Origin of the sequence: Roseateles asaccharophilus, from assembly GCF_031458115.1 — a bacterium.
Classification (GTDB): Bacteria; Pseudomonadota; Gammaproteobacteria; order Burkholderiales; family Burkholderiaceae_C; genus Pelomonas; species Pelomonas asaccharophilus_A.
The window spans coordinates 236,705-255,625 of the sequence record NZ_JAVDXV010000003.1; the positions used below are offsets into that span (position 1 = coordinate 236,705).

The window sequence follows — 18,921 nt, forward strand, 5'->3', positions numbered from 1 at the left end:
GCATGGAGCTGGACCACCTGGTGGTCGGCGCCGCAACGCTGGACGAAGGCGTCGCCTGGTGCGAGTGCGTGCTCGGCGTGACGCCGCAGCCGGGCGGCAAGCATGCGCTGATGGGTACGCACAACCGGCTCGTCAACATCAGCGGGCCGCGCCATCCCCGCTGCTATCTGGAAGTCATTGCCATCGACCCCAATGCGCCGCTGCCCGGCCGGCCGCGCTGGTTCGATCTAGATTTGCCGGCGCTGCGTGAGCGGCTGGCTCAAGGGCCGGGGCTGATCCATTGGGTGGCGCGCGTGCCGAATCTCGACGCCGCGCTGGCGTACTGGCGCGGCGAGGGCGTGGATGCCGGCGAGGCGACCGCGGCGTCGCGCGGCAACCTGCGCTGGCGCATCGCGCTGCGCGCCGACGGCCGCCGTCTGCGCCGCGAGGCCTTGCCGGTGCTGATCGAATGGGGTGACGCGCACCCGACCGACACGCTGCCCGACCAGGCCGTGCAACTGCTGGACTTCGACACGCGCGACGGCCTGCGCGCCCGGCTGCAGACGCCGCGCGGCGAGGTCGAACTGGAGGTGATCGGATGAGGACCGAGGACTTGTTCCGCGAGGACGCGACGCTGCTGGACTGCGACGCCACCGTCATCGCGCAAGGCGAGGGTGGCGTGCTGCTGGACCGCACCGTCTGCTACCCGCTGGGCGGCGGACAGGCCGGCGACACCGGCTGGCTGGTGGCCGGCGAACGGCGCTGGCGCGTGACCGACACGCGCAAGAGCAAGGAACACCCGGAGGCCATCGTCCATCTGATCGAAGGCGAATTGCCTGCCCTTGGGACGGCGGTGCGCGTGGAAGTCGACGCGCAGCGTCGCCAGGCCCACCGGCGCTTTCACACGGCCACGCATCTGCTGTGCGCGCTGCTGCCCTATCCGGTCGACGGCTGCTCCATCACCGAGGCCTATGCGCGGCTGGACTTCCACACCGACGAGCCCTTCGACAAGGACGCCATCCAGGCCGGGCTGACGCGATTGGTGGCCGAGGCGCATCCGGTCGGGCATCGCTGGATCACCGAGGAAGAACTGGATGCGAATCCGGGCCTGGTGCGCTCGATGAGCGTGCAGCCTCCGCGTGGTTTGGGGCGGGTGCGGGTGCTGGAGATTGATGGCGTGGATCTGCAGCCTTGCGGGGGCACGCACGTCTCCAACACAGTGGAAATCGGTGCCGTCTTGATCACCAAGATCGAGAAGAAATCAGCCAAGACCCGCAGGGTCGTGCTCGGCTTTGCCGAGCCGGCCGCGGGTCGGAGCTGATTTCTGGGGAGCACTCATGTGCGCGCAGCGGACGTGGGTGATCACCAAGAAGAGTGCCAAGACTAGACGTGCAGTCTTGGGATTTGCCGGCTGACCTCGCTGGCTACACTGCGTCGTCTATGTCCGGCCCCGATATACAGCTCTTCACGCCCGCAACTTCCGAGCACTGGCAGGAGACCCGCTTCATCCTGCGCGACTACGCGAACAGCCTGGACGTGGACCTGTGCTTCCAGGGCTTTGAAGAGGAACTGGCCAGCCTGCCCGGCGCCTATGAGCAGCCGGGCGGCCTGATGCTGCTGGCCACCGTGGATGGCGCCGTTGCCGGCAGTGGCGCATTCCGCCCGCTGCCCGATGCCGACTACCCCAATGCCTGCGAAATGAAGCGCCTCTACGTGCGCCCCGCCTTCCGCCGTTTCGGCCTGGGCCGGCTGCTGGCGCAGGCGCTGATGGATCGCGCCACCGAGGCGGGCTACTCCAGCATGCTGCTGGACACGCTGGACGATATGGAGGCGGCGCGTGGCCTGTATGAAAGCCTGGGCTTCGTCGAAGTGCCGCCGTTCTACTTCAACCCGATACCCGGTGCGCACTACCTGAAGGCCGAATTGGGCTCCTTCCGTCCCAGTTACTTCGGATAACGGCCTAGAGTGCCTGGATGGTTTCCTACGACATCCAAGCTCTCGGCCCCCATCGCTGCCTGCTGGGCGAATCCCCGCTCTGGCATCCCGACGAACAGCAGTTCTACTGCGTCGACATTCCTGGCAAGCAGGTGCTGCGCTGGCGTGCCGGCGCCGATGCGCCCGACGTCTTTGCGCAGGACTCCGAACCCGCCTGCATCGCCGCGCGCGAAGGCGGCGGCCTGGTGGTGGCGCGCCGCGACGGCCTGTGGGCCTTGGACACGGCTGATGGGCAGATGCAGCGGCTGGCCGCGCCGCCCTATGACCCTGCCCGCCAGCGCTACAACGACGGCAAGCCCGACGCGGCCGGCCGCTTCTGGATCGGTGCGCTCAGCGACGCGCGCGAGCCGGAGGCGTCGCTGTACCGCGTCGACGCCTCCGGTGCGCAGGCTCAGCTGGGCGGCATCGTGACGTCCAACGGCCTGGCCTGGAGCCCGGACGGCCGCTGGATCTACCGCAGCGACACCAAGGCGCACACGGTCTGGCGCCATGCCTTTGATGTGGCTGCGGGCAGGCTGGGCGATGCCCAGGAGTTCGCGCGCTTCACGCCGCGCGCCGCCGATCAACCCTTGTCGACCTACGGCGGCCGCCCCGATGGCGCGGCCGTGGACGAATCCGGCGCCTACTGGGTGGCCATGTTCGAAGGCAAGCGACTGCTGCGTTATGCGCCCAGCGGCGAATTGCTGGAAGGCATCGCGCTGCCGGTGCGCTGCCCCACGATGCCGGCCTTCGGCGGCGCCGACCGGCGCACGCTGTTCATCACGACGGCCAGCGACAAGCGCCCGGCCGATGAGCTGGCCCAGGAGCCGTGGGCTGGCGCCGTGCTGACGCTCAGAGTGGACGTGCCGGGCCTGCCCGCCAACCGCTGCCGGCTGTAAAGCTGTCGCGCTGCGACGCCCCCCGTGGACGCGGGTGGATGGCGTCGTCTGTGGGGTGTGTTTTGGGAACGTACGGGTTTCCACATATACTCCCGTGGTTTTGCCGGCCGGCATTTGGGTCGGCGCTCCAACGTCCCGTCAACGCCGACATGACTGCCACTACCAAGGTCCGTCCTGCCGATCCTCCTGTTGACAGCTGGGACGACGAAGCGCCCGACTCGGAGCCTGTGCCGCTCTGGACCGCCCAGCAGGTGCAAGCCTTGGTGGCGCGTGAAAAGCCCTTCTCGCTCTGGCGGGTGGTGGCCCTCCAGGCGGCGGTCGGTGGCTTGTTGGCGCTGGTGTGGTGGCTTTTCGGCTCCGCGCCCGCGCAGCAGGTGCGCTCCACGGTCTGGGGCGCGGCTGCGGTGGTGTTGCCCCATGCCGTCATGGCCTGGGGTCTGCGTCGCCCGGCTGTCCAGGCTCAGGCGGCGTTCCTGTCGTTCCTTGTGTGGGAACTGATCAAAGTAGGCCTCGCGGTCGTCATCCTGGTGGCGGCGGCGTGGCTGGTGCGGGATCTGAGCTGGCCGGCCTTGCTGGTGGCGCTGATCGCGTGCCTGAAGGTACATCTGGGGGCCTGGTGGTGGTTGAGCCGGGCCGTTCGAAGAACAAATTGAGTCACGAAGACGATGAGCAGCGAACAGCACGCGCCCAGCGCCGGTGAGTACATCACCCACCATCTGCAACATCTGCAGAAGAACTTCGCGTTCGAGAGCGTGAAGCAGAAGGACATCGTCGACTTCAGCCTCTACAACTTTGACTCGCTGGTCACGGCCACGCTGCTGGGCTTCCTGGGCGTGTTCCTGCTGTGGCTGGGCGTGCGCAAGGCCACCTCCGGCGTGCCGGGCCGCTTCCAGGCCGCCGTCGAGATCCTGTTTGAGATGGTCGACAACCAGGCCAAGAGCGTCATCGACAACCCCAAGAGCCGCGCCTTCGTCGGCCCGCTGGCCCTGACCGTGTTCGTCTGGATCTTCCTGATGAATTTCATGGACATGCTGCCGGTCGACTTCCTGCCGCAGATCTGGCACACCGCCGGTCCGGCCCTGGGCTTCAAGGACTATTTGCGCGTCGTGCCGACGGCCGACCTGTCCACCACGCTGGGCATGTCCACCTTCGTGCTGCTGATGTGCCTGTACTACAGCGTCAAGATCAAGGGGCTGGGCGGCTGGGGCCACGAGCTGATCGCCGCACCGTTCGGCGACCACTGGGCGCTGTGGCCGTTCAATTTCCTGATGCAGATGATCGAGTTCCTGGCCAAGACCGTGTCCCACGGCATGCGGCTATTCGGCAACATGTTTGCCGGCGAACTGGTCTTCATGCTGATCGCACTGATGGGTGGTGCGTTCGCGATGAGCGTCTCGGGCTGGAGCCTGGCCTTCGGCCACGTGGTTGCCGGCACGATCTGGACGCTGTTCCACATCTTGGTGATCGTGCTCCAAGCCTTCATCTTCATGATGCTGACGCTGATCTACATCGGTCAGGCGCACGACCACCACTGATCCCCGGTTTTTTCTTTTCCCTTTCCTTTTTCCCTCACTGTCTCTGGAGATTCAAATGAACGACATCCTCGGTCTGGTTGCACTGGCTTGCGGCATCATCGTGGGCCTCGGCGCCATCGGCGCTTCCATCGGCATCGCGCTGATGGGCGGCAAGTTCCTGGAGTCCTCGGCTCGTCAGCCCGAACTGATGAACCAACTGCAGACCAAGATGTTCATCCTGGCCGGCCTGATCGACGCGGCCTTCCTGATCGGCGTCGCTATCGCTCTGCTGTTCGCCTTCGCCAACCCGTTCGCCGCGACCCTGCTGGCCAACCTGCCGAAGTAATCACCGGCCCCTTTCAGGCTTGAAAGGAGATAAGCCGTGAACATCAACGCAACACTGTGGATCCAGTGGATCCCGTTTGCGATCCTGGCATGGGTGACGGCTCAGTTCATCTGGCCCGTCATCGCCAAGGCGCTGGACGAGCGTGCAGCAAAGATCGCCGACGGCCTGGCCGCCGCTGATCGTGCCAAGACCGAGCTGGCTTCTGCCAACAAGGCGGTCGAGGCCCAGCTGGCGCAGACGCGCACCGAATCGACCAAGCTGCTGGGCGACGCTGAGAAGCGCGCCGCGGCCATCGTCGAGGAGGCCAAGAAGCGCGCCGAGGACGAGGCAGCCAAGATCATTGCCCAGGCCAAGGCCGAAGCCGACCAGCAGGTCGTGCGTGCCCGCGAGGCCCTGCGCGAGCAGGTCGCCGTGCTGGCCGTGAAGGGCGCCGAGGCCATCCTGCACAAGGAAGTCAACGCCGGCGTCCACGCCGACCTGTTGGCGCGTCTGAAGCAGGAGCTCTGACCATGGCAGAACTCGCCACCATCGCCCGCCCCTACGCCGAGGCGCTGTTCCAGGTTGCCCGCAACGCCGATCTGACCGCCTGGCGCGCTCAGCTCGACGCCCTGGCCACCGTGGCGGGTGACGCCGCGCTGCGCCAGTTCGCCGAAGACCCCAAGGTCGCCCCCGACCAGGTCGTCGGCGTGGCTGCCGAGGTTGCCGAGAAGGAGCTGGGCCAGGCGCTGCTGCCCGGCGTGCGCAACTTCCTGCAGACGGTGGTCGAGAACCGCCGGCTCGAAGCCCTGCCGGCTGCGGTCGCGCAGTTCCACACGCTGGCTGCCGGCGCCCTGGGCGTCTCGGAAGCGCAGGTCGAGAGTGCTTATCCGCTCGACGCGGCTCAACTGGCCGAGCTGACCGAGGTGCTGCAAAAGCGCTTCGGCCGCAAGCTGACGTTGAGCGTGAGCGTCGACCCGGCGCTGATCGGCGGCGTGCGCGCCACCGTCGGCGACGAAGTGCTCGACACCTCCGTGCGCGCCCGCCTGGAGCGCATGAAGACCGCGCTGATTGCCTAAACATCCAACCCCCTGATGCCTTGGCGCCAGGGTGGGAGACCGACATGCAACTGAACCCTGCAGAAATTTCTGAATTGATCAAGAGCCGCATCGAGGGCCTGGCCCCGAGCGCGGACATCCGCAACCAGGGCACCGTCGTGTCGGTCTCGGACGGCATCGTCCGTGTCCACGGCCTGTCGGACGTGATGCAGGGCGAAATGCTCGAATTCGCGGCCGCCCCGGACGGCACCCAGACCTTCGGCCTCGCGCTGAACCTGGAGCGCGACTCTGTCGGCGCCGTGATTCTGGGCGCCTACGAGCACGTCTCGGAAGGCCAGACCGTCAAGTGCACGGGCCGCATCCTGGAAGTGCCGGTCGGCCCCGAGCTGATCGGCCGTGTCGTGAACGCGCTGGGCCAGCCCATCGACGGCAAGGGCCCGATCAACGCCAAGATGACCGACGTCATCGAGAAGGTCGCCCCGGGCGTGATCGCCCGCAAGTCGGTCGACCAGCCCGTGCAGACCGGCCTGAAGTCCATCGACTCCATGGTGCCCGTCGGCCGTGGCCAGCGCGAGCTGATCATTGGCGACCGCCAGACTGGTAAGACCGCCGTCGCCATCGACGCGATCATCAACCAGAAGGGTCAGAACATGACCTGCGTCTACGTCGCCATCGGCCAGAAGGCGTCGTCGATCAAGAACGTGGTGCGTGCCCTGGAGCAGGCTGGCGCGATGGAATACACCATCGTCGTAGCCGCTTCCGCCTCCGACTCCGCCGCCATGCAGTACGTGTCGGCCTACTCGGGCTGCACGATGGGCGAGTACTTCCGCGACCGCGGCCAAGACGCGCTGATCGTCTATGACGACCTGTCCAAGCAGGCCGTGGCCTACCGCCAGGTCTCGCTGCTGCTGCGCCGCCCGCCGGGCCGCGAAGCCTTCCCCGGCGACGTGTTCTATCTCCACAGCCGCCTGCTGGAGCGTGCCGCCCGCGTGAACGCCGACTACGTCGAAGCCTTCACCAAGGGTGAGGTCAAGGGCAAGACGGGTTCGCTGACGGCACTGCCCATCATCGAAACGCAAGCCGGTGACGTTTCCGCCTTCGTGCCGACCAACGTGATCTCGATCACCGACGGCCAGATCTTCCTGGAAACCAACCTGTTCAACGCCGGTATCCGCCCCGCCATCAACGCCGGTATCTCGGTGTCGCGCGTCGGTGGTGCCGCCCAGACCAAGCTGATCAAGTCGCTGTCCGGCGGTATCCGTACCGACCTGGCCCAGTACCGTGAGCTGGCCGCGTTCGCGCAGTTCGCTTCCGACCTGGACGAAGCCACCCGCAAGCAGCTGGACCGCGGTGCCCGCGTGACGGAACTGCTGAAGCAGGCCCAGTACTCGCCGCTGTCCATCTCGCTGATGGGCGCGTCGCTGTACGCCGCCAACAAGGGCTTCATGGACAGCATCGAAGTGAAGAAGGTCCTGGCCTTCGAACACGGTCTGCACCAGTTCCTGAAGACCAGCCACGCCGCGCTGCTCCAGACCCTGGAGACCAAGCAGGCGATGGACAAGGACGCGGAAGCCGAACTGAACGCCGCCATCACGGCCTTCAAGAAGTCGTTTGCTTGATCAGGCGGGCCAGGGCTTTGATCATCGCGACAAGCCCTGACCCCCACTGACTCTAAGGAGCATCAATGCCATCAAGCAAAGAAATCCGCGGCAAGATCAAGTCGGTCGAAAACACCAAGAAGATCACCAAGGCGATGGAAATGGTCGCCGCATCCAAGATGCGCAAGGCGCAGGAGCGGATGCGCGCGGCCAGGCCCTACGCCGAGAAGGTCGGCAACATCGCCGCCGCGCTGGCCGAGGCCAATCCGGAGTACCGTCATCCCTTCCTCGTCAAGAACGAGGGCGTGAAGACGGCCGGCATGGTCGTGGTCACGACGGACAAGGGCCTGTGCGGTGGTCTGAACACCAACCTGCTGCGCGCCGCCACCAACAAGCTCAAGGAGCTGGAAGGTGAGGGCCAGAAGGCCGAAGTCGTCGCCATCGGCGGCAAGGGCTTCGGCTTCATGAACCGCATCGGCGCCAAGGTCGTGGCTCATGCCACGCAGCTGGGCGATGCGCCGCGCATCGAGTCGCTGATCGGCCCCGTCAAGGTGCTGCTGGACGCGTACGCCGAAGGCAAGCTGTCGGCCGTCTACCTGGCCTACACGAAGTTCATCAACACGATGAAGCAGGAAGTGGTCATCCACCAACTGCTGCCGCTGAAGGCCGAGGCGCTGGCGACCGACAAGGCAAGCCACTCGTGGGACTACATCTACGAGCCGGACGCCGCCACCGTCATCGACGAGCTGCTGGTGCGCTACACCGAGGCCCAGGTCTACCAGGCCGTCGCCGAGAACATGGCCAGCGAGCAGTCCGCCCGCATGGTGGCCATGAAGTCCGCGACCGACAACGCCGGCAACCTGATCAAGGAACTCAAGCTGGTCTACAACAAGTCCCGCCAGGCCGCGATCACGAAGGAACTCTCCGAGATCGTCAGCGGCGCGGCCGCTGTGGGTTGATCGAGTTCGGCACGCACAAGATTTGAATTGAAGGAACTACCAAATGGCTAACACCCAAGAGAACGGTAAGAGTCTGGGCAAGATCGTTCAGTGCATCGGCGCCGTCGTGGACGTGGAATTCCCGCGCGACCAGATGCCCAAGGTGTACGACGCCCTGAAGATGGAAGGCTCGGCGCTGACGCTGGAAGTCCAGCAGCAGCTGGGCGACGGCGTGGTCCGCACCATTGCGCTGGGTTCGTCCGACGGCCTGCGCCGCGGCACCGAGGTCTACAACACCGGTGCCACCATCCAGGTGCCGGTCGGCAAGGCCACCCTCGGCCGCATCATGGACGTGCTGGGCAATCCCATCGACGAGCGCGGCCCGGTGTCCTCCGAGCTGACCGCTTCCATCCACCGCACGGCCCCGGCCTACGACGAGCTGAGCCCGTCGCAGGACCTGCTGGAAACCGGCATCAAGGTGATCGACCTGATCTGCCCGTTCGCCAAGGGCGGCAAGGTGGGTCTGTTCGGTGGCGCCGGCGTCGGCAAGACCGTGAACATGATGGAGCTCATCAACAACATCGCCAAGGCGCACAGCGGTCTGTCCGTGTTCGCCGGCGTGGGTGAGCGCACCCGTGAGGGCAACGACTTCTATCACGAGATGTCGGACTCCGGCGTCGTCGTGCAAGAGAAGCTCGAAGACTCCAAGGTCGCCATGGTCTACGGCCAGATGAACGAGCCCCCGGGCAACCGTCTGCGCGTGGCCCTGACCGGCCTGACCATCGCCGAGTCGTTCCGCGACGAAGGCCGTGACGTGCTGTTCTTCGTGGACAACATCTACCGCTACACGCTGGCCGGTACCGAAGTGTCCGCACTGCTGGGCCGCATGCCCTCCGCCGTGGGCTACCAGCCGACGCTGGCCGAAGAAATGGGCCGCCTGCAAGAGCGCATCACGTCGACCAAGGTCGGCTCGATCACGTCCATCCAGGCCGTCTACGTCCCTGCGGACGACCTGACTGACCCGTCGCCTGCCACGACCTTCGCCCACTTGGACGCCACGGTCGTGCTGTCGCGTGACATCGCCGCGCTGGGTATCTACCCCGCCGTCGACCCGCTGGACTCCACCAGCCGCCAGATCGACCCCAACGTCGTCGGCGAAGAGCACTACGGCACCACCCGCGCCGTCCAGGCCGTGCTGCAGCGCTACAAGGAACTGCGCGACATCATCGCGATTCTGGGCATGGACGAACTGTCGCCGGAAGACAAGCTGGCCGTGGCTCGCGCCCGCAAGATCCAGCGCTTCCTGTCGCAGCCCTTCCACGTCGCCGAAGTGTTCACGGGCACGCCGGGCAAGTACGTGCCGCTGAAGGAAACCATCCGCGGCTTCAAGATGATCGTCAACGGCGAGTGCGACCACCTGCCGGAGCAGGCCTTCTACATGGTCGGCACCATCGACGAAGCTTTCGAGAAAGCCAAGAAGATCCAGTGAGCTTGATGGGGCGGCTTGCTCGCCCCTTCTCTCGCAAGACCTTCTCAATGGTTATCTAAGGAAGAACGAACATGGCAACCCTCCACGTCGACGTGGTCTCCGCCGAAGAACAGATCTTCTCCGGCGAGGCCAAGTTCGTCGCCCTGCCGGGCGAGTCCGGCGAGCTCGGCATCCTGCCGCAGCACACGCCGCTGATCACGCGCATCAAGCCGGGCGCCGTGCGCATCGAGCGCGCCGATGGCGGCGAAGAATTCGTCTTCGTGGCCGGCGGCATCCTCGAGGTGCAGCCCAATCGCGTGACCGTGCTGGCCGACACCGCCATCCGCGGCAAGGACCTCGACGAGGCCAAGGCCCTGGAAGCGAAGAAGCAGGCCGAAGAGGCGCTGCGCAACGCCAAGGACAAGCTCGACCAGGCTGCGATCCAGAACGAACTGATGGGCCTCGCTGCTCAGATTGCTGCGCTGCGCAAGTTCAACAGCAAGAAGTAAGCGGCGCGGTACTGACGCCTTCATCGAGCGCGGCCTTCGGGCCGCGCTCTGCATTTGTGCGGTGCTTTTTCACATTCACGGCGACGTTGCTTTCGGGCTTGCTCTCTATATGCCAAGCAGCCCGGCTGCCGATAATTCCGCCATCCCTAGAACGTACGGCGCCACCTGATCCATGACCGACTTCCGAGTTCGCCGCTGGGCCGCCTGGGCGCCTGGTCTGCAGACCCAGGAAGCCTGGGCGGGCTGGCTGCAGGCACCCGTCTGGCCCTTGCCTGCCGCGGACGCGACGGCGCCGCTGGTTGAGGTGCCGGCGATGACGCGGCGGCGCATTGACCCGCTGGGCCGCGCCGCGCTGCAGGTGGCGTGGTGGGCGCAGGGCGCCGAGCCGACCGGGCCGGTGGTGTTCGCGTCGCGCTGGGGTGAGGTCGCCCGCTCGGTTGCGTTGCTGCGCCAACTCAGCCAGGGCGAGCCCCTGTCACCGACGTCATTCAGCCTGTCCGTGCATAACGCCAGCAGCGCCCTGTACTCCATCGCGAGAGACGACACGGCCAACTACGCGGCCGTGTCGGCGGGCGGTGCCAGTGCGGCAGCCGGCATCTGTGAAGCCATCGGTCTGCTGGCCGATGGGGCGTCGCAGGTGTTGGTGGTGTCCGTGGAGTCTGCGTTGCCCGAACCCTACGAGGCCTTCGAGTCGCGCCCCGGCTCGCTGCGCGCCTGGGCCGCCCTGCTGGAGCCTGCCGATTGCGGATTGCGGTTGCAGGCCTCCATGCCGTCCGGTGATCCGCAAGACGAGCATCTGCCCGCCGATCTGGCCACGCTGCGCTTCCTGGCTGGATCGTCTGCGCAATGGCGCCAGTCCAGCCCGCAGGGCGACTGGCTGTGGAGCCGCCATGGCTGATTGGCTTGCGTGGCCCGGCCGCGTGTGGCGCATCGTGGCCACCGCGATCGCGTTTGTGTCGTTCGGCGTTGGCGGCGTGTTGCTGTGGCTAGTGGTGTTCCCGCTGCAAGCGCTGCTGCTGCCCGATCCGGCGCGCCGCCAGTGGGCTGCACGCACGGTCGTGCAGGCAGTGTTCCGCCTGTTCGTTGGCTGGATGCGTCTGCTGGGGCTGATCGACTACGAAGTCCGTGGCGTCGAGAAATTGCAGCGTCGCGGCCTGCTGATCCTGGCCAACCATCCGACGCTGATCGACGTGGCCTTCCTGATCGGGCTGGTGCCCAACGCCAGTTGCGTGGTCAAGTCGACGCTCGCCGATCACCCGTGTACGCGAGGTCCTGTGCGTGCAACTGGCTACATCTGCAACAATCCCGACACCGATCTGCTGCGCGGCTGCATTGATGCGTTGGCGGCGGGCAGCAACCTGATCATCTTTCCCGAGGGCACGCGGTCGCGGCCCGGGCAGGCTCTGAAGATCCAGCGCGGTGCGGCGCAGATTGCGCTGCGCGGTGGCCTCGACATCACGCCGGTGCGTATCCATTGCGAGCCGCTCGGTCTGTACAAAGGGCAGCCGTGGTGGGCCGTCGCCAAGCGCAAGCTGTGCTTCACCATTGAGGTCGGCGACGACCTACCCTCCGCGCCCGTGCTGGTCGCGGCCGGTGGTGAACATGGCCGCGCGGCCCGGCGGCTGACGGAGAGTCTGAGCCAGTTTTTTTCACAGCCCATGCGGGCGTCGACCGAGAAGTTGAAGGGGAGCCATGCAAGCGCTGGAACGAGAAATCAAGGAACTGCTGATCTCGGCACTCCAACTTGAAGACATCAAGCCCGAAGACATTGATGCAGAGCAGGCCCTGTTCGTCGAGGGACTGGGGCTGGACTCCATCGACGCGCTGGAGTTGGGGCTGGCGCTGCAGAAGCGCTACGGCCTGAGCATGGCCGCCGACTCGGCCGAGACGCGCCGCCACTTCGCCAGCATCCGAGCGCTGGCGCAATTCGTTGCCAGCCATCGCAAGATCGCTGCGTGAGGTGCCGCCATGACCGACCAAGAAATCTTTGATCGCCTCAGCAGCATCCTCGTCGAGACCTTCGACATCGAGGCCGAGCGCATCTCGCTACAGGCCAAGCTCTATGACGACCTCGATATCGACAGCATCGATGCCGTCGATCTCATCGTGAAGCTGAAGCCATTGGTGGGCAAGCGCCTTCAGCCCGAAGCCTTCAAGGCCGTTCGCACCGTGCAGGACGTCATTGACGCGCTGCAGGGGCTGCTGAAGGCCGATGCCGAAGTCGGCGACCAGCCGGCGGCGACCGCCGCCTGACACGAGGCCTGCTATGCGCTGGGCCTTGGTGCTGGCCCTGACGGCCGCGTATCCGCTGATCGTCTACTTCAGCCTGGGGCATGTCGAGCCCCGTTACCTCGCACTGCTGTTGCTGGTGCTGGGTGGTCTGCGCTGGCTGGCGGGCGGTGCGCAGGTCGTACAGGCGCGCTGGGTGGCACTGGCCGCCCTGGCGCTCGCCGCCAGCACGGCGCTGCTGAACGCCAGCCTGCCGCTCAAGCTCTACCCGGCTCTCGTGAACGCCGTGCTGCTGGTGGTGTTCGGCCTCAGCCTGGTGCGCGGACCCAACATCGCCGAGCGCCTGGCGCGCCTTCAGGACCCCGTGCTGGACGACCGCGCGCTGGCCTACACCCGCAGCGTCACACAGGTGTGGTGCGGCTTTTTCGTGCTGAACGGCAGCTTGGCGTTGGCCACGGCGCTGTGGGCCACCGAAGAAGTCTGGGCGCTCTACAACGGACTCATCGCCTACGTGCTGATCGGCCTGCTGATGGGCGGCGAATGGCTGCTGCGCCGCGCGCTGCGCGCCAAGTACGCGCGCGAGGCCGCGGCATGACGCCGGCTCAGCGCCTGGCCGCGCTGCTGACGTTGCCTCCGCCCGCCGTCATCGGCTGGCGGCGCGACGTGCCGGTGTCGGGCGCCGAGTTCATCGAAGCCGCGGGCCGCTGGCAGGCCGCTTTTGCCGCGCACGGCGGCCAACGCTTCGCGCTGTACTTCCAGGACAGCCTGCACTTCGCCGCCGCGCTGTTCGGCCTGTGGCAGTCGGGCAAGCAGGCCTGGTTGCCGGGGGATCTGACGCCGGCCAGCCGGCAGGCGCTGCGCTCGCGTGTTGACGGTTTTGCGGGCGATGTGCCGCCCCCTGCGGAGCTGCCGGCCGTCGAGGCCGCGGCGCTGCCTGCAGCGGCCGGCCAGCCGCTGGATGCCAGCGCGCCGCAGCTGGTCGTCTTCACGTCCGGCTCGACGGGCCAACCGCAGACCTGCCCCAAGCGGCTGGGCCAGCTCTTCGACGAGATCACTGCGCTGGAACAGGCCTTCGGTGCCGCCAGCGCAGGTGCGGCCGTGCTGGGCAGCGTGTCGCACCAGCATGTCTACGGCCTGCTGTTCCGCGTGCTGTGGCCGCTGGCCACGGGCCGTGCGCTGCAGGCACAATGCCTGGTCGTGCTGGAAGACCTGGCCGGTCTGACACCGCCGGGCGCGCGCGCCGTGCTGATCGCCAGCCCTGCGCACCTGAGTCGCCTGCCGCTGCTGGCGCACGCCAACGTGGACCAGGTCTTCAGCTCCGGCGCGCCACTGCCCGACGCCGCCGTTCCCGATTGCCTGCGCGTGTTCGGTCAGGCGCCCATCGAGGTGTACGGCAGCAGCGAGACCGGCGGCGTGGCCTGGCGCCAGCGCAACCCCCGCGCGGCCCTGCACTGGCAGGCCTTGCCGGATGTCGAATGGCGCATTGAGGACGACACGCTGTGGCTGCGCTCGCCGCATCTGATGGATGCCGGCTGGCAGCCCAGCGCGGATCGCGCAGCGGCGGTCGAGGGCGGCTTTGAACTGCGCGGCCGGGCGGACCGCATCGTCAAGATCGCCGAGAAGCGCGTGTCGCTGACCGCCGTGGAGGCCGCGCTGCGCGCGTCGCCACTGATCGCTGATGTGCGTCTGCTGACGATGACCGAGCCGCGCGAGCAACTGGGCGTCGTTGCCGTGCCCAGTGCCGCCGGGTGGGCTTTGCACGATGAGCAAGGCAAGCGTGCGCTGGCCGAAGCGCTGCGAGCCGGCTTGGCCGACGTGCTGGAACGCGTCGCGCTGCCACGGCGTTTCCGCTTCCTGCCCGGGCTGCCCGTCAACGCCCAGGGCAAGGCCACGCAGGCGCGCCTGGCGGCCGAATTCGACCCACGCCGACCGCCGCTGCGCGCCGTGGACGCCACGGATGCGGGGCACGACCTGACGCTGCTCATCGACCCCGCGCTGCCGCAGTTTGCCGGCCACTTCCCCGGCCATCCCATCCTGGCCGGCGTCGTGCAGCTGGAATGGGCCGAGCTGTTCGGCCGCGAGCGCTTCGGCATCACCGGCGAGTTCGCTGGCATGGAGGCGCTGAAGTTCCAGCGTGTCATCACGCCGCATCAGCGGGTCACGCTGAGCCTCAGCTGGGCGGCGGGCAAGCTGGCTTTTCGCTACCACTCCGAGCAGGGCCAGCACGCCAGCGGCAAGCTGCTGTTCACTACCGCATGAAGCTAGGCGCCGTCATCCCGGTCTACAACCACGGCGGTCCCGTCGTGGGCGTCGTTGCCGCGCTGCGCGCGCACGGCCTGCCGGTGCTGCTGGTGGACGACGCCAGCGAGCCTGGCTGCGCGGCCGTGCTGGACACGCTGGCGCAGCAACCCGGTGTCACGCTGGAGCGCTTGACCGTCAACCAGGGCAAAGGCGGCGCCGTGATAGCCGGCCTGCGCCGCGCGGCGCAACTGGGCTGGACGCACACGCTGCAGATCGACGCCGACGGCCAGCACGACACGCGTGACGTGCCGGCCTTCGTCGCTGCCGCTACAGCCGCGCCCGAACACTTCATCTGCGGCTGCCCGATCTACGACGCCAGCGTGCCCAAGGCGCGGCTGTACGGCCGCTATGCCACGCATATCTGGGTGTGGATCAACACACTGTCGTTCACCGTGCGTGACTCGATGTGCGGCTTCCGCATCTACCCGCTGCTCGCCGTGCTGCGCGTGCTGGACGGCACGTCCATCGGCCGCCGCATGGACTTCGACATCGAGATTGCCGTGCGGCTGGTGTGGGCCGGCGTGAAGGTCGTCAACCTGCCCACGCGCGTGCGCTACCCAGAAGACGGCGTGTCGCACTTCCGCGCGCTGCGCGACAACGTGCTGATCTCGGCGATGCATACGCGGCTGTTTTTCGGCATGCTGTGGCGCTCGCCCCTGCTGCTGTGGCGCAAGGTGTTGGCATGAAGCGCGAGCGTCACTGGGCCGCGATGGGCGAGGACACCTTCGTCGCCGGCATCTGGTTGCTGTTCTTCGTGCATCGTCTGCTGGGGCGTGCCGTGTTCCGCGCGCTGCTGTGGCCCATCGTGTGGTTCTACTGGCTGGCGCGGCCCACGCTGCGTGCGCACAGCCTGGGCTATCTGCGCCGCATCCAGCCCACGGCCGGCTGGCGCGAGGGCCTGATGCATGTGCGGCTGTTCGCCGAGACCATGCTGGACAAGCTGTTGGCCATCGCCGGCCGCTACCCGTTGGCGCAGGTGCAGGCGCGCGGCACCGAGGCCGTGCATGCGCAGGCCCGCCGCGGACAGGGCGCCGTGCTCGTCACCGCGCACGTGGGCTGCCTGGAGCTGTGCCAGGCGTTGGCCGAGACCTACCCGGAGCTGAAGGTCAACGTGCTGGTGCACACGCGGCATGCCGAGAGCTTCAACCGCATCCTGGCGCGGTTGAAGCCGCAGCGCGGCGTGGAGCTGATCGAGGTCACCGAGCTGGACATGGGCCTGACGCTGAAGCTCGCCGAGCGCGTGGCCGCCGGCGAGTTCATCGCGATCGCGGGCGACCGCGTGCCGGTGCGTGGCAGCAAGACGGTGCGCATCCCCTTCCTCGGCAGCGACGCGGACTTTCCTGTCGGCCCCTACCTGATCGCAGGCCTGCTGGGCTGCCCGCTGTACCTGATGCTCAGCCTGCACGAAGGCCGCGGCTACGCGCTGGAGTTCGAGTTGCTGGCCGAGCGCGTACTGCTGCCGCGCCGTGCGCGCGAGGCCGCGCTCACCGAGCATGCGCGCCGCTTTGCCGACGCGCTGGCCGCGCGACTGCAGCGCTCGCCGTATGACTGGTTCAACTTCTATGCCTTCTGGGACCGCCCCGATGTCTCTCATCACGTTTGACGGCCAGCGCCTAGCGCTCGAAGACATCGTCGCGCTGGCGCGCCGCCAGGCCACGGCGCAACTGGGCCGCGCGCCCGAGTTCCAGCAGCGCATCCAGGCCGGCGCCGATTTCGTCGCGCGGCTGCTGGCCGAGGATGGCGTCGTCTACGGCGTCACCACCGGCTACGGCGATTCCTGCACCGTGGCCGTGCCGCCGGCGCTGGTGCCGGAGTTGCCGCACCACCTCTATACCTATCACGGCATCGGTGCCGGCGCGCTGCTGACCCCGGAGCAGACCCGCGCCGTGCTGGGCGTGCGGTTGGCGTCGCTGTCCCAGGGTCTGTCGGGTGTCAGCCTGGACCTGCTGCGCCAGATCGAGACGCTGCTGGCCCACGACATCCTGCCGTTGATCCCCAGCGAAGGCTCGGTCGGTGCCAGCGGCGACCTGACGCCGTTGTCCTATCTCGCCGCCGTGTTGTGCGGCGAGCGCGAGGTCAGCGTCAACGGCGAGACGATGCCCGCGGCAGAAGCCTTGCGCGCAGCAGACGCCGCGCCGCTGCGCCTGCGGCCCAAGGAAGGCCTGGCCATCATGAACGGTACGGCCGTGATGACCGGCCTGGCCTGCCTGGCGTTCGCGCGTGCCGACTATCTGGCCCAGCTCGCCACGCGCATCACCGCGATGAACGTCGTCGCCAGCGCCGGCAACGCCCATCACTTCGATGCGACGCTGTTCGCGGCCAAGCCGCATGCCGGCCAGCAGCGCGTGGCCGAGCGTCTGCGTGCCGACCTGACCAGCGAAGTCCCGTCGCGCAACGATCACCGCCTGCAGGACCGCTACTCGCTGCGCTGCGCGCCCCACGTCATCGGCGTGCTGGAAGACGCGCTGCCTTGGTTGCGCCAGCTCATCGAGAACGAGCTGAACAGCGCCAACGACAACCCGCTGATCGACCCCGTCGAGGAGCGCGTGCTGCACGGCGGCCATTTCTACGGCGGCCACATCGCGATGGCGATGGACACGCTGAAGACGGCGGTGGCCAACATTGCCGACCTGCTGGACCGCCAGCTGGCGCTGCTGGTGGACGCCCGCTACAACCATGGCCTGCCGGCCAACCTCAGTGGTGCCAGCGGCGAGCGCGCGCCCATCAACCATGGCTTGAAGGCGCTGCAGATCAGCGTGTCCGCGTGGACGGCCGAGGCCTTGAAGCAGACGATGCCGGCCTCGGTGTTTAGCCGCAGCACCGAGTGCCACAACCAGGACAAGGTCAGCATGGGCACCATCGCCGCGCGCGATTGCCTGCGCGTGCTGGACCTCACCGAGCAGGTCGCCGCCGCAATGCTGATCGCCGCGCGCCAGGGCTTGGCCCTGCGTGAGCGCCTTGCGCCGCTGGCCCTCACGCCCGCGCTGGCGGTGATGCAGGGCGACCTGGCCGGGCGCCTGCCGCTGATCGTCGAGGACCGCGCGCTGGACAAGGAGCTGCGCGGCCTGATCGACGGCATCCGCGCACAGGCCTGGAGCCTGTATGCCTGAGCTCTGGCACGAGATCGAGATCAGCCCGGCCTTCCATGACCTGGACCCGATGGACATCGTCTGGCACGGACACTACGTCAAATACCTGGAGCTGGCCCGCAATGCGCTGATGGCGCGTTTCGACTACGACTACCCGCAGATGCGCGAGTCGGGCTACGCCTGGCCCATCGTGGACATGCGGCTTAAGTATGTGGACATGCTGCCCTATGGCCGCCGCGTCATCGTGCGTGCCGAGATCGTCGAGTGGGAGAACCGCATCAAGGTCGAGTACGTCATTCGCGACGCGGTGACGGCCAAGGTCATCCACAAGGCCCACACCATCCAGGTCGCGCTGAACATCGCGACGCGCGAGATGGAGTACGTCTGCCCGTCGGTGCTGTGGCAAAAGCTCGGCGTGAGCTCCGCATGAAGCGCCGCGCCCTGCTGCTGGGCTTGTTGCCGTTGCCGGCACTGGCACAGCCCGACCTCGCCCAGGCCGTGCGCGAGCGCCTGCAGCGGCCCGAGTGGCTGCGCGGCGACTTCACGCAAACGAAGAAGGTGCCGGGCTTTGCCAAGCCGCTGGTGTCCACCGGCAACTTCGTCGCCGCGCGCGGCCGTGGCGTGCTGTGGCGCACGGTGAAGCCGTTCGCCAGCGAGCTGCGACTGACGCAAAACGAGATTCGCGCGACGCAGGGCGGCCAGACCGCAATGCGGCTGGACGCCGCGCGCGAACCCGCCGTGCGCGTCATCAACACGCTGATGTTCTCGCTGCTGAACGGTGACGTCAGCAGCCTGGCCGACCTGTTCGAGCTGAGCGGCGGCACCAAGCGCGCCACCTGGCAGCTGGCCCTGGTGCCCAAGCCCGGCGCGCTGCAGCAGGTGCTCAGGCGCGTGGAGCTGGAGGGCGACGGCTTCGTGCGCCGCATCCAGCTGTTCGAGGCGAATGGCGATGAGAGCGTCATCCAGCTCGCCAACCCGCGCACGGATGTGCCGGAGCCGGGCCTGTTCCAATGAATCTTGAGCTAGTCACTCGGCGCCTTGCG

Annotated in this window: 24 protein-coding genes; all 24 read left to right on the forward strand. The window is 67.4% G+C overall.

Going from position 1 to position 18,921, the window contains the following annotated elements:
• Positions 1–2 precede the first annotated feature (2 nt).
• Complete coding sequence (locus J2X21_RS09475) at positions 3–581, forward strand: VOC family protein (protein WP_310327714.1); 579 nt, start codon at positions 3–5, stop codon at positions 579–581.
• Positions 578–1,300: an alanyl-tRNA editing protein gene (locus tag J2X21_RS09480; protein ID WP_310327716.1), complete on the forward strand. Its 723-nt coding sequence runs from the start codon at positions 578–580 to the stop codon at positions 1,298–1,300. Before J2X21_RS09475 ends, J2X21_RS09480 begins: the two co-directional genes overlap by 4 nt.
• 119 nt (positions 1,301–1,419) lie before the next feature.
• Positions 1,420–1,935, forward strand: a complete 516-nt coding sequence (locus tag J2X21_RS09485; protein ID WP_310327719.1) for a GNAT family N-acetyltransferase — start codon at positions 1,420–1,422, stop codon at positions 1,933–1,935.
• A gap of 17 nt (positions 1,936–1,952) precedes the next feature.
• Positions 1,953–2,852: an SMP-30/gluconolactonase/LRE family protein gene (locus tag J2X21_RS09490; protein WP_310327721.1), complete on the forward strand. Its 900-nt coding sequence runs from the start codon at positions 1,953–1,955 to the stop codon at positions 2,850–2,852.
• A 149-nt stretch (positions 2,853–3,001) separates the two neighbouring features.
• Positions 3,002–3,505, forward strand: a complete 504-nt coding sequence (locus J2X21_RS09495) for an ATP synthase subunit I (RefSeq protein WP_310327724.1) — start codon at positions 3,002–3,004, stop codon at positions 3,503–3,505.
• A 12-nt stretch (positions 3,506–3,517) separates the two neighbouring features.
• Complete coding sequence (gene atpB / locus J2X21_RS09500) at positions 3,518–4,387, forward strand: F0F1 ATP synthase subunit A (protein ID WP_310327727.1); 870 nt, start codon at positions 3,518–3,520, stop codon at positions 4,385–4,387.
• A gap of 55 nt (positions 4,388–4,442) precedes the next feature.
• The gene (atpE, locus tag J2X21_RS09505; RefSeq protein ID WP_268167015.1) at positions 4,443–4,712 is read left to right on the forward strand and encodes a F0F1 ATP synthase subunit C; all 270 of its coding nucleotides are present in this window, start codon (positions 4,443–4,445) and stop codon (positions 4,710–4,712) included.
• Between the two features lie 36 nt (positions 4,713–4,748).
• Complete coding sequence (locus J2X21_RS09510) at positions 4,749–5,219, forward strand: F0F1 ATP synthase subunit B (protein WP_268167016.1); 471 nt, start codon at positions 4,749–4,751, stop codon at positions 5,217–5,219.
• Between the two features lie 2 nt (positions 5,220–5,221).
• Positions 5,222–5,767 carry a F0F1 ATP synthase subunit delta gene (locus J2X21_RS09515; RefSeq protein ID WP_310327732.1) on the forward strand — a complete coding sequence of 182 codons (546 nt, stop codon included), beginning with the start codon at positions 5,222–5,224 and terminating at the stop codon, positions 5,765–5,767.
• Between the two features lie 44 nt (positions 5,768–5,811).
• Complete coding sequence (gene atpA / locus J2X21_RS09520) at positions 5,812–7,365, forward strand: F0F1 ATP synthase subunit alpha (protein ID WP_310327734.1); 1,554 nt, start codon at positions 5,812–5,814, stop codon at positions 7,363–7,365.
• 65 nt (positions 7,366–7,430) lie between these two features.
• On the forward strand, positions 7,431–8,303 hold the full coding sequence (gene atpG, locus J2X21_RS09525) for a F0F1 ATP synthase subunit gamma (RefSeq protein ID WP_310327737.1): 873 nt from the start codon (positions 7,431–7,433) through the stop codon (positions 8,301–8,303).
• Positions 8,304–8,346: 43 nt separating this feature from the next.
• A complete protein-coding gene (gene atpD / locus J2X21_RS09530; RefSeq protein WP_310327740.1) occupies positions 8,347–9,771 on the forward strand; it encodes a F0F1 ATP synthase subunit beta in 1,425 nt (474 codons plus the stop codon).
• 71 nt (positions 9,772–9,842) lie between these two features.
• Entirely contained in the window at positions 9,843–10,259 is a 417-nt protein-coding gene (locus J2X21_RS09535; protein ID WP_310327742.1) for a F0F1 ATP synthase subunit epsilon, read from the forward strand.
• Between the two features lie 172 nt (positions 10,260–10,431).
• On the forward strand, positions 10,432–11,157 hold the full coding sequence (locus tag J2X21_RS09540) for a beta-ketoacyl synthase chain length factor (RefSeq protein WP_310327745.1): 726 nt from the start codon (positions 10,432–10,434) through the stop codon (positions 11,155–11,157).
• Positions 11,150–12,007, forward strand: coding sequence for a lysophospholipid acyltransferase family protein (locus J2X21_RS09545; RefSeq protein ID WP_310327747.1), 858 nt, complete (start codon positions 11,150–11,152; stop codon positions 12,005–12,007). Before J2X21_RS09540 ends, J2X21_RS09545 begins: the two co-directional genes overlap by 8 nt.
• Positions 11,952–12,218 carry a phosphopantetheine-binding protein gene (locus J2X21_RS09550; RefSeq protein WP_310327748.1) on the forward strand — a complete coding sequence of 89 codons (267 nt, stop codon included), beginning with the start codon at positions 11,952–11,954 and terminating at the stop codon, positions 12,216–12,218. Before J2X21_RS09545 ends, J2X21_RS09550 begins: the two co-directional genes overlap by 56 nt.
• A gap of 9 nt (positions 12,219–12,227) precedes the next feature.
• On the forward strand, positions 12,228–12,512 hold the full coding sequence (locus J2X21_RS09555) for an acyl carrier protein (protein ID WP_310327751.1): 285 nt from the start codon (positions 12,228–12,230) through the stop codon (positions 12,510–12,512).
• A 13-nt stretch (positions 12,513–12,525) separates the two neighbouring features.
• The gene (locus tag J2X21_RS09560; protein ID WP_310327755.1) at positions 12,526–13,083 is read left to right on the forward strand and encodes a COG4648 family protein; all 558 of its coding nucleotides are present in this window, start codon (positions 12,526–12,528) and stop codon (positions 13,081–13,083) included.
• Positions 13,080–14,747, forward strand: a complete 1,668-nt coding sequence (locus J2X21_RS09565; protein WP_310327757.1) for an ApeI family dehydratase — start codon at positions 13,080–13,082, stop codon at positions 14,745–14,747. The genes J2X21_RS09560 and J2X21_RS09565 overlap by 4 nt, the downstream gene beginning before the upstream one ends.
• The gene (locus J2X21_RS09570; protein ID WP_310327760.1) at positions 14,744–15,475 is read left to right on the forward strand and encodes a glycosyltransferase family 2 protein; all 732 of its coding nucleotides are present in this window, start codon (positions 14,744–14,746) and stop codon (positions 15,473–15,475) included. The genes J2X21_RS09565 and J2X21_RS09570 overlap by 4 nt, the downstream gene beginning before the upstream one ends.
• Positions 15,472–16,392 (forward strand): LpxL/LpxP family acyltransferase, encoded by a 921-nt coding sequence (locus tag J2X21_RS09575; RefSeq protein WP_310327763.1) that lies wholly within the window; start codon positions 15,472–15,474, stop codon positions 16,390–16,392. The genes J2X21_RS09570 and J2X21_RS09575 overlap by 4 nt, the downstream gene beginning before the upstream one ends.
• On the forward strand, positions 16,373–17,899 hold the full coding sequence (locus J2X21_RS09580; RefSeq protein ID WP_404666525.1) for an HAL/PAL/TAL family ammonia-lyase: 1,527 nt from the start codon (positions 16,373–16,375) through the stop codon (positions 17,897–17,899). The genes J2X21_RS09575 and J2X21_RS09580 overlap by 20 nt, the downstream gene beginning before the upstream one ends.
• Positions 17,892–18,308 (forward strand): acyl-CoA thioesterase, encoded by a 417-nt coding sequence (locus J2X21_RS09585; protein ID WP_310327768.1) that lies wholly within the window; start codon positions 17,892–17,894, stop codon positions 18,306–18,308. The genes J2X21_RS09580 and J2X21_RS09585 overlap by 8 nt, the downstream gene beginning before the upstream one ends.
• A complete protein-coding gene (locus J2X21_RS09590) occupies positions 18,305–18,892 on the forward strand; it encodes a LolA family protein (RefSeq protein ID WP_310327769.1) in 588 nt (195 codons plus the stop codon). Before J2X21_RS09585 ends, J2X21_RS09590 begins: the two co-directional genes overlap by 4 nt.
• The last annotated feature ends 29 nt before the right edge of the window (positions 18,893–18,921 follow it).

Excerpts from the sequence above, each read along its gene's own strand:
- J2X21_RS09555 (WP_310327751.1), top strand. The coding sequence starts at position 12,228 with ATGACCGACCAAGAAATCTTTGATCGCCTCAGCAGCATCCTCGTCGAG.
- J2X21_RS09570 (WP_310327760.1), top strand. The coding sequence starts at position 14,744 with ATGAAGCTAGGCGCCGTCATCCCGGTCTACAACCACGGCGGTCCCGTC.
- J2X21_RS09560 (WP_310327755.1), top strand. The coding sequence starts at position 12,526 with ATGCGCTGGGCCTTGGTGCTGGCCCTGACGGCCGCGTATCCGCTGATC.
- atpD (WP_310327740.1), top strand. The coding sequence starts at position 8,347 with ATGGCTAACACCCAAGAGAACGGTAAGAGTCTGGGCAAGATCGTTCAG.
- J2X21_RS09540 (WP_310327745.1), top strand. The coding sequence starts at position 10,432 with ATGACCGACTTCCGAGTTCGCCGCTGGGCCGCCTGGGCGCCTGGTCTG.
- J2X21_RS09490 (WP_310327721.1), top strand. The coding sequence starts at position 1,953 with ATGGTTTCCTACGACATCCAAGCTCTCGGCCCCCATCGCTGCCTGCTG.
- J2X21_RS09580 (WP_404666525.1), top strand. The coding sequence starts at position 16,373 with ATGTCTCTCATCACGTTTGACGGCCAGCGCCTAGCGCTCGAAGACATC.
- J2X21_RS09575 (WP_310327763.1), top strand. The coding sequence starts at position 15,472 with ATGAAGCGCGAGCGTCACTGGGCCGCGATGGGCGAGGACACCTTCGTC.
- J2X21_RS09565 (WP_310327757.1), top strand. The coding sequence starts at position 13,080 with ATGACGCCGGCTCAGCGCCTGGCCGCGCTGCTGACGTTGCCTCCGCCC.
- J2X21_RS09585 (WP_310327768.1), top strand. The coding sequence starts at position 17,892 with ATGCCTGAGCTCTGGCACGAGATCGAGATCAGCCCGGCCTTCCATGAC.
- J2X21_RS09535 (WP_310327742.1), top strand. The coding sequence starts at position 9,843 with ATGGCAACCCTCCACGTCGACGTGGTCTCCGCCGAAGAACAGATCTTC.
- J2X21_RS09545 (WP_310327747.1), top strand. The coding sequence starts at position 11,150 with ATGGCTGATTGGCTTGCGTGGCCCGGCCGCGTGTGGCGCATCGTGGCC.
- atpA (WP_310327734.1), top strand. The coding sequence starts at position 5,812 with ATGCAACTGAACCCTGCAGAAATTTCTGAATTGATCAAGAGCCGCATC.
- J2X21_RS09590 (WP_310327769.1), top strand. The coding sequence starts at position 18,305 with ATGAAGCGCCGCGCCCTGCTGCTGGGCTTGTTGCCGTTGCCGGCACTG.
- J2X21_RS09475 (WP_310327714.1), top strand. The coding sequence starts at position 3 with ATGGAGCTGGACCACCTGGTGGTCGGCGCCGCAACGCTGGACGAAGGC.
- atpG (WP_310327737.1), top strand. The coding sequence starts at position 7,431 with ATGCCATCAAGCAAAGAAATCCGCGGCAAGATCAAGTCGGTCGAAAAC.
- J2X21_RS09515 (WP_310327732.1), top strand. The coding sequence starts at position 5,222 with ATGGCAGAACTCGCCACCATCGCCCGCCCCTACGCCGAGGCGCTGTTC.
- atpB (WP_310327727.1), top strand. The coding sequence starts at position 3,518 with ATGAGCAGCGAACAGCACGCGCCCAGCGCCGGTGAGTACATCACCCAC.
- J2X21_RS09495 (WP_310327724.1), top strand. The coding sequence starts at position 3,002 with ATGACTGCCACTACCAAGGTCCGTCCTGCCGATCCTCCTGTTGACAGC.
- J2X21_RS09550 (WP_310327748.1), top strand. The coding sequence starts at position 11,952 with ATGCAAGCGCTGGAACGAGAAATCAAGGAACTGCTGATCTCGGCACTC.
- J2X21_RS09480 (WP_310327716.1), top strand. The coding sequence starts at position 578 with ATGAGGACCGAGGACTTGTTCCGCGAGGACGCGACGCTGCTGGACTGC.
- J2X21_RS09485 (WP_310327719.1), top strand. The coding sequence starts at position 1,420 with ATGTCCGGCCCCGATATACAGCTCTTCACGCCCGCAACTTCCGAGCAC.
- atpE (WP_268167015.1), top strand. The coding sequence starts at position 4,443 with ATGAACGACATCCTCGGTCTGGTTGCACTGGCTTGCGGCATCATCGTG.